This is a genomic window from Microbacterium sp. (genome assembly GCF_047972865.1).
In the GTDB taxonomy this organism is placed as follows: domain Bacteria; phylum Actinomycetota; class Actinomycetes; order Actinomycetales; family Microbacteriaceae; genus Microbacterium.
Window position 1 is genome coordinate 25,339 of sequence record NZ_JBKEAY010000247.1, and the last position, 7,109, is coordinate 32,447.

The 7,109-nt window shown below is 72.1% G+C and carries 7 protein-coding genes and 1 pseudogene; all 8 read left to right on the forward strand.

Annotated elements, in window-relative coordinates:
• Positions 1-79 precede the first annotated feature (79 nt).
• A complete protein-coding gene (locus ACK5KK_RS15275; RefSeq protein ID WP_416890948.1) occupies positions 80-709 on the forward strand; it encodes a GntR family transcriptional regulator in 630 nt (209 codons plus the stop codon).
• Positions 706-2,232: an MmgE/PrpD family protein gene (locus tag ACK5KK_RS15280; protein ID WP_416890941.1), complete on the forward strand. Its 1,527-nt coding sequence runs from the start codon at positions 706-708 to the stop codon at positions 2,230-2,232. The genes ACK5KK_RS15275 and ACK5KK_RS15280 overlap by 4 nt, the downstream gene beginning before the upstream one ends.
• Entirely contained in the window at positions 2,232-3,131 is a 900-nt protein-coding gene (gene prpB, locus ACK5KK_RS15285) for a methylisocitrate lyase (protein ID WP_416890942.1), read from the forward strand. Before ACK5KK_RS15280 ends, prpB begins: the two co-directional genes overlap by 1 nt.
• A 23-nt stretch (positions 3,132-3,154) precedes the next feature.
• Positions 3,155-4,336 (forward strand): bifunctional 2-methylcitrate synthase/citrate synthase, encoded by a 1,182-nt coding sequence (locus ACK5KK_RS15290; protein ID WP_416890943.1) that lies wholly within the window; start codon positions 3,155-3,157, stop codon positions 4,334-4,336.
• 90 nt (positions 4,337-4,426) lie between these two features.
• Positions 4,427-4,615, forward strand: a complete 189-nt coding sequence (locus tag ACK5KK_RS15295) for a hypothetical protein (RefSeq protein WP_416890944.1) — start codon at positions 4,427-4,429, stop codon at positions 4,613-4,615.
• Between the two features lie 73 nt (positions 4,616-4,688).
• Positions 4,689-5,465, forward strand: a complete 777-nt coding sequence (locus ACK5KK_RS15300) for an electron transfer flavoprotein subunit beta/FixA family protein (RefSeq protein WP_416890945.1) — start codon at positions 4,689-4,691, stop codon at positions 5,463-5,465.
• A gap of 11 nt (positions 5,466-5,476) precedes the next feature.
• The gene (locus tag ACK5KK_RS15305; protein WP_416890949.1) at positions 5,477-6,457 is read left to right on the forward strand and encodes an electron transfer flavoprotein subunit alpha/FixB family protein; all 981 of its coding nucleotides are present in this window, start codon (positions 5,477-5,479) and stop codon (positions 6,455-6,457) included.
• Positions 6,457-7,109 (forward strand): annotated as a pseudogene (locus tag ACK5KK_RS15310) (cytochrome b/b6 domain-containing protein); the annotation flags it as partial. The gene ACK5KK_RS15305 and the pseudogene ACK5KK_RS15310, both read left to right, overlap by 1 nt.

Here is a 7,109-nt window from a genome sequence, read left to right on the forward strand (position 1 = left end):
CAGATAACTGCGCCTAAGGTGCCGTTTGTGGGGATTGTGTATACACTAGACGATGATGGCACGACCGGGAGGTGGCGGGATGCGCGCGGGGGACAGGGCGTACACGACACTTCTCGACGAGATCCAGTCCGGCGCCCTGGCGCCGGGCACCGTGCTCGCCGAGGTCGAGCAGGCCACGCGCCTGGGTGTGAGCCGCACCCCGCTGCGCGAGGCCCTGGGTCGCCTGGGCGCGGACGGCCTCGTCGCGCAGGCCTCCCCCCGCGTCACGGTCGTCACCGAGGTCGACGCCCGCAACATCCGCGAGCTGTTCGAGGTGCGGCGGGCGCTGGAGGAGACCGCGGCCCGCCTCGCGGCCGAACGCCGCGAGGCGGCGGTGTTCGGCGACCTCGCGGCCCGCTTCCGTGACGTCGACCCTGCCGCCGACCCGGATGCCTACTACGCCCTCATCGCGCGCTTCGACGCGGCGCTCGACGCCGCCGTCACCAACGATTATCTGACCGCCGCGCTGAAGACGGTGCGCACGCACCTCGTGCGGGTGCGCCGCCTCGCCCGCGCCAACCCGGCGCGGCTGGCCGCCTCGGGGTCCGAGCACCGCCTGATCGCCGCCGCGGTGGCCGCGGGCGATGCCGACCTCGCCGCCCACGCCACCCACGTCCACCTGCACAACGCCCTGACCAGCATCCTCGATTCCCTGGAGGTCGCCGAATGACCGTCACCCACCACGTCCGCGTGTACCGCAGCGAAGAAGAACTGGCCCGCGAGGACCAGCTCGCCCACAAGATCGCGCAGGTCGCCGCCGATCCGGTGGCCGTCGACGCCGACGTCACCGAGATGATCATCAACCGCCTGATCGACAACGCGGCGGTCGCGGCGGCATCGCTCACCCGCGCGCCCGTCAGCGCCGCCCGCTCGCAGGCGCTGGACCACCCCGTCTCGCGCGGCGGCGACGGCTCGACCGTGTTCGGCGTCGACAACCAGACCCGCACCAGCCCGGAGTGGGCGGCCTGGGCCAACGGAGTCGCGGTGCGCGAACTCGACTACCACGACACGTTCCTCGCCGCGGAGTACTCGCACCCCGCCGACAACGTGCCGCCGATCCTCGCGGTCGCTCAGCACGTCGGCCGCGACGGCGCCGCCCTGGTGCGGGGCCTTGCCACCGGGTGGGAGATCCAGATCGACCTCGTGCGCGCGATCTGCCTGCACACGCACAAGATCGACCACGTCGCCCACCTCGGCCCCTCGGCCGCCGCCGGCATCGGCACGCTGCTCGGCCTTCCCGTCGACACGATCTCCCAGGCCGTCGGGCAGGCCCTGCACACCACGACCGCGACCCGTCAGTCACGCAAGGGCGCGATCTCCAGCTGGAAGGCCCACGCCCCCGCCTTCGCGGGCAAGATGGCGGTCGAAGCCGTCGATCGGGCGATGCGCGGTGAGACCAGTCCGTCACCGATCTACGAGGGCGAGGACGGCGTGATCGCGTGGATGCTCGATGGTCCCGACGCCTCGTACGACGTGCCGCTGCCGGGGCCGGGGGAGCCCAAGCGCGGCATCCTCGACTCCTACACGAAGGAGCACTCCGCCGAGTACCAGGCCCAGGCGTGGATCGACCTGGCACGCAAGCTCCGGGGCGAGCGGCCCGAACTGGCCGACCCGGCCAACATCGACAAGATCGTGCTGCACTCGAGCCACCACACGCACTACGTCATCGGCTCCGGCGCAGGCGACCCGCAGAAGTACGACCCGACGGCGTCGCGAGAGACCCTCGACCACTCGATCCCCTACATCTTCGCCGTTGCGCTGCAGGACGGCGGCTGGCACCACGTGCACTCCTATGCGCCCGAGAGGGCAGCGCGTGTCGACACCGTCGAGCTGTGGCACAAGATCACGACGGCCGAGGATGCCGAATGGACGCGGCGCTACCACTCCGACGACCCGAACGAGAAGGCCTTCGGCGGGCGCGTGGAAATCGCCCTCAGCGACGGCACCACGCTCGTCGATGAGATCGCCGTCGCCGACGCCCACCCGCTCGGTGCACGGCCGTTCGCCCGCGAGGACTACATCCGCAAGTTCCGCATTCTCGCCGAGCCGGTGCTCACCCCCGCCGAGATCGACCGGTTCCTCGCGCTGGTGCAGCGGCTGCCCGAGCTGACCGGCGACGAGGTGCGACAGCTCAACATCGTCGCGAAGCCGGGCGTGCTCGCCGGTGCCCCGGCCCCCCAGGGCCTGTTCTGATGCTGTACAGCCAGACACCGGCCGCCGACAAGCGCCGGCTGTTCCGCGAGCGGCTGGCCTCGGGGGAGCTGCTGCGGTTCCCCGGCGCCTTCAACCCGCTGAGCGCACGCCTCATCGAACGCAAGGGCTTCGAGGGCGTGTACATCTCCGGCGCCGTCCTGTCGGCCGACCTGGGTCTGCCCGACATCGGCCTGACGACGCTGACCGAGGTCGCCGGGCGCGGGCAGCAGATCGCCCGCATGACCGAGCTGCCCGCGATCATCGACGCCGACACCGGATTCGGCGAGCCCATGAACGTGGCCCGCACGATCCAGACGCTCGAAGACGCCGGTCTCGCTGGCGCTCACATCGAGGACCAGATCAACCCGAAGCGCTGCGGCCACCTCGACGGCAAGTCCGTCGTCGACCAGGACACCGCCGTCAAACGCATCCGTGCCGCCGTCGACGCCCGCCGGGACCCGAACTTCCTGATCATGGCGCGCACCGACATCCGTGCGGTCGACGGCATGGATGCCGCGATCGACCGCGCCAAGGCCCTCGTCGACGCGGGCGCCGACGCCGTCTTCCCCGAGGCCATGCGCACCATCGGGGAGTTCGAGCAGATGGCATCCGCTCTGGACGTGCCCATCCTGGCCAACATGACCGAGTTCGGCAAGAGCGATCTGTTCTCGACGTCGCAGCTGCGCGACGCCGGGGTGCGCATCGTGATCTGGCCCGTGTCGATGCTGCGCATCGCGATGGGAGCGACCGCTCGGGCGCTCGACACCCTCACCGACGAGGGGCACCTCACCTCCCGGCTCGATGAGATGCAGCACCGGGCCGACCTGTACGACCTCATCGACTACGAGGACTACAACCGGTTCGACACCTCCGTCTTCAACTTCCACATCGCCCGCTGACGGGCCACGCGAAGGAGCGCACCATGACCGACATCCGCAAGGGCCTGGCCGGCGTCGTCGCCGACGAGACCGCCATCTCGAAAGTCAACCCCGAGACCAACTCGCTGCTGTACCGCGGCTACCCGGTGCAGCAGCTGGCCGCGACCCAGCCGTTCGAGGCCGTCGCGCACCTGCTGTGGCACGGCGATCTGCCGACGGATGCCGAGCTGGCCGCGCTTCGGGCCACCGAACGCGCGCACCGGGCGCTGGCTGCGAACGTGCGGGCCGCGATCGATCTGGTGCCGCTGGGCTCTCATCCGATGGACGACGTGCGCACCGCCGTGAGCGTCCTCGGCGCCGCCGACCTCGCCGAGGCCGGTTCGGTGCTCGAGGTGTCGGGAAGCCCCGAGGAGAACGTGGCCCGCAGCATCCGCCTGTTCGCGGCGCTGCCGGCCATCGTCGCGTACGGGCAGCGCCGTCGCCGCGGCGAAGACCTCGTGGCGCCCCGCGACGACCTGGACTACGGGGCCAACTTCCTGTGGATGACGTTCGGGACCGAGCCGGACCCGGTGGTCGTCGACGCGTTCAACCGCTCGATGATCCTCTACGCCGAGCACTCCTTCAACGCGTCGACCTTCACCGCCCGGGTCATCACCTCGACCCTCAGCGACCTGTACTCGGCCGTCGTGGGGGCGATCGGCGCGCTGAAGGGGCCCCTGCACGGCGGGGCGAACGAGGCGGTCCTGCACATCTTCGACGAGATCGGGTCGGCCGGCAACGTCGTGCCGTGGCTGGATGTCGCGCTCGCCGAACGCCGCAAGATCATGGGGTTCGGGCATCGCGTCTACAAAAAGGGCGACTCCCGGGTGCCGACGATGAAGCGGGCCCTCGACACCCTGATCGCGTTCTACGACCGTCCAGACGTCGCCGCGCTCTACGACGCGCTGGAGGCGGAGTTCGTGGCGCGCAAGGGCATCTACCCCAACCTCGACTACCCGTCCGGCCCGGCCTACAACCTGATCGGATTCGACACGCCCACCTTCACGCCGCTGTTCGTGGCGTCCCGGGTGACCGGCTGGACGGCGCACATCATGGAGCAGGCGGCCTCGAACGCACTCATCCGTCCGCTGTCGGCCTACAACGGCCCGGCCGAACGGCACATCGCCGGATACGTGCCGGAGGCCGATGACCTTGCTGCGGCCGACCGGGCCGAAGAGGCCGGCTGATGCTCCCTCGCCGGGCCCGTCGCCTGTCCACCGGAGTGCGCGGGGTGGCGGCGGCGCGGCGGCGGGCCCACCGGGCTAGAGTCTGCTGGTATGGCGACCGAACACGAGTACGAACCCCTCACCTGGCGCCAGACCAAGGGCGGCGAGGTGCGGATCTTCCGGGGCGGCCGCGCCGTCACGACCCTGCGGGGCGCGACGGCGGCGCGGACCGCGGCCCAGCTCGGGCTCGACGCCGAGACCGATCAGCGGGTTCTCCAGCGAGCCACCGGCGAACACTGACCGGCCGCGGCTCCACCCGGCCCGCGGTCGCGAAGACCCGCTGCATAGAATCGATGGCGGACGGAGGAGTGCGATGAAGATCGTCGTTCTGATGAAAGAGGTCCCCGACACGTACGGTGACCGCACGCTCGACGCCGAGACGGGTCTCGCGGACCGCGACGGCTCGGATCGGGTGCTCGATGAGATCGGCGAGCGGGCGCTCGAGGCGGCGCTCTCGTACGCCGACGCTCACGAGGGCACCGAGGTGGTCGTGATGTCGATGGCGGCGGAGATCGCGGCCGCGTCGGTGCGGAAGGCACTGGCGATGGGCGCGGGATCGGCCGTACAGGTCGTCGACGAAGCGCTCGCGGGCGCGGACCTCGGCGTCACGGCGCGCGTGCTCGCCGCGGCGCTGCGGCGGACGGGATTCGACCTGGTGATCACCGGCAACGCGTCGACCGACGGGTCGGGCGGCGTGCTGCCGGCGATGCTCGCCGAACTGCTCGCCGTGCCGCAGGCCACGGCGTTGTCGGCGGTCGAGATCTCGGCCGACGCGGTCCGGGGGACCCGTGCCTCCGATGCCGGTACCGCGACGGTATCGGCGCCGCTGCCCGCCGTGATCTCGGTGACCGAGGCACTGCCGGAGGCACGGTTTCCGAACTTCAAGGGGATCATGGCGGCCAAGAAGAAGCCGTTCGAGACGCTGACGCTCGCGGAGCTCGAGCTGGACGTCGACCCCGCGTCGGCTCCGCAGTCGATCATGACGGCGGTCGCGGCCAAGCCGCCGCGGGCCGCGGGGACCAAGATCACCGACGAGGGCGACGCCGGTCAGCGGCTGGCCGCGTTCCTGATCGACAACCGGCTGGCGTAGGGAAGGCAATGATGACGGAATACGCGGCAGATTCGATCCTGGTGCTGCTGGAGGCCACCCCGGGCGGTGAGCTGGCGTCCTCGGCCGCCGGGCTGCTGGGCGCGGCGGCCGAGGTCGGCACGCCCGTCGCGTTGGTGGTCGCCCCCGCGGCCTCTCACGCGTCGCTGGCGCAGGCGGCCGGGCGGCTGGGCGCGGCGACGGTGCTGACGGCGGAAACGGATGCCGGGGCATTGACCGTTCCCGCCACCGACGCGCTGGTGGCGGCGGTCGATCTCGTCGGCCCCGAGGCGGTCGTGGTGGCGCATTCGATCGAGGGTCGGGACGTCGCGGGGCGGTTCGCCGCGCGCGTGGGTGCGGCGCTGGCGGTGGATGCCGTCGGTGTCACCAGGGACGATGACGGCGTCCTCGCGGAGCACTCGGTGTACGGCGGCGCCTACAACGTGACGAGCGCACCCACGTTCGGGGTGTTCGTGATCACGGTGCGGCAGGGTGCGGTGCAGGTGCGCGCCGACGCGCGGGAGGCATCGGTCGTGGCGCTGTCGGTGCTGGCATCCGACCTGCCCGCCGCGCGCGTGGAGTCGTTCGAGCAGGTGACGGCGACGTCGTCGCGGCCCGAACTGCGCGGTGCGGCCAAGGTCGTCTCGGGCGGGCGCGGACTGGGGTCTGGGGAGAAGTTCGCCCTGGTCGAAGAGTTCGCGGACGTGTTGGGCGCCGCCGTCGGTGCGTCGCGCGCCGCCGTTGACGCCGGGTACGTCCCGTCGTCGTATCAGGTGGGGCAGACGGGTGTGTCGGTCTCGCCGCAGTTGTATGTCGCGCTGGGCATCAGCGGGGCGATCCAGCACCGCGCCGGGATGCAGACGGCCACGACGATCGTGGCCGTCAACAAGGACCCCGACGCGCCGATCTTCGAGATCGCGGACTTCGGGGTGGTGGGCGACCTGTTCACGGTGGTACCGCAGGCCATCGCCGCGCTCGAAGCGAAGCAGGCGTGATGGCCGCTGCCGGGTCGGTGCGCCGCGGCCTGCCCCGCGTGCACGGCGGCGAGCCCTGGCCGCCCGCGTCCGCGGGAGCGCCCGTGCCCGCACCGGTCGAGACACTGCGCAGCGACGAGCCGCGGTCCGTCCCGGTGGGGCACGTCGCGCCCGCCGTAGCGGATAACGCGGCACCGGCCGAGACCGCCGCGGTGCCCGGGACGGGCGGGCCCGCCGCGGATCGCGACGGCGCCCGGGCTACCGCGGTCATACTGCGCCGCGGACTGCCGCGTCGTGCCGGAGGCGAGCCGTGGCCGCCGGAGACCCGCACGGCGGCCGTGTCGGACTCTCCCCTGGATGCCCGCGATGCGAGCGCAGCTGAGGCGCCGGTGACGGCTGGCGAACCCGCCCGACCCGCCCCCGATGCCGGCGTCGCGGCGAGCGAAGCGGCGGCGACGGGCGGTGGGCAAACCCCATCGGGAACCGGTGCCGTGTTGCGACGCGGCCTGCCGCGGCGCGTCGGCGGCGACCCGTGGCCGCCCGAGACCCGCGCCGCCGTCTCGGAACGGCACGCGGATGTCCGCGCGGCGGTGCAGCCGACCGCGGAGCCGGCGGCAGACGACACCAGCCGGGCGGCGCCGTCGCGGGAGACACCCGTCCTCGCGCCGCGGGA

What these genes read in the sequence shown, in the direction of transcription:
- ACK5KK_RS15305 (WP_416890949.1), top strand. Translation starts at nt 5,477, where the DNA reads ATGACGGAATACGCGGCAGATTCGATCCTGGTGCTGCTGGAGGCCACC.
- ACK5KK_RS15300 (WP_416890945.1), top strand. Translation starts at nt 4,689, where the DNA reads ATGAAGATCGTCGTTCTGATGAAAGAGGTCCCCGACACGTACGGTGAC.
- prpB (WP_416890942.1), top strand. Translation starts at nt 2,232, where the DNA reads ATGCTGTACAGCCAGACACCGGCCGCCGACAAGCGCCGGCTGTTCCGC.
- ACK5KK_RS15275 (WP_416890948.1), top strand. Translation starts at nt 80, where the DNA reads ATGCGCGCGGGGGACAGGGCGTACACGACACTTCTCGACGAGATCCAG.
- ACK5KK_RS15295 (WP_416890944.1), top strand. Translation starts at nt 4,427, where the DNA reads ATGGCGACCGAACACGAGTACGAACCCCTCACCTGGCGCCAGACCAAG.
- ACK5KK_RS15280 (WP_416890941.1), top strand. Translation starts at nt 706, where the DNA reads ATGACCGTCACCCACCACGTCCGCGTGTACCGCAGCGAAGAAGAACTG.
- ACK5KK_RS15290 (WP_416890943.1), top strand. Translation starts at nt 3,155, where the DNA reads ATGACCGACATCCGCAAGGGCCTGGCCGGCGTCGTCGCCGACGAGACC.